The organism is Streptomyces endophyticus, from assembly GCF_035798155.1.
GTDB lineage: Bacteria > Actinomycetota > Actinomycetes > Streptomycetales > Streptomycetaceae > Streptomyces > Streptomyces endophyticus.
Genome location: NZ_JAOZYC010000156.1, coordinates 1 through 418, shown reverse-complemented (window position 1 = coordinate 418; position 418 = coordinate 1). Strand labels below are relative to the sequence as shown.

The window sequence follows — 418 nt, the reverse complement described above, 5'->3', positions numbered from 1 at the left end:
TGGCGTCCTTCCATCTTAGGATGCTGTTCGACCGAACCGTACTCCAGCAAGTCACCTTCAACTCGCTTGAGCAGTTCCATCCCCAGCTCCTGGTGGGCCATCTCACGGCCGCGGAATCGCAAGGATACCTTGGCCCTGTCCCCATCACTCAGGAAACGTACCAGGTTGCGCAGTTTTACCTGGTAATCCCCTTCCGGGAAGGAGGAGGGCTAGATGGTATCGCTGATAACCTTGTTGATGTATGTGATGTTTGCACTGATCTTTGTTAAAGCGTTTTCCTCCAACCGTAAACGTGATGTTGTACGCGTTAAAGCTCCGGCATCGTGCCGGCAACGCTCTCACCTTCGTTAGTGTCTGGTGCAGTGAAAGGTAGTTATGTTGTAGCAGTAAAGCGACGTTGTACCATTCAACCACCCCC

1 pseudogene is annotated in these 418 nt (G+C 52.4%); it reads right to left on the bottom strand.

What is annotated here, in order from left to right:
- Positions 1–182 (bottom strand): annotated as a pseudogene (infC, locus tag OKJ99_RS31635) (translation initiation factor IF-3); the annotation flags it as partial.
- Between the last annotated feature and the right edge of the window lie 236 nt (positions 183–418).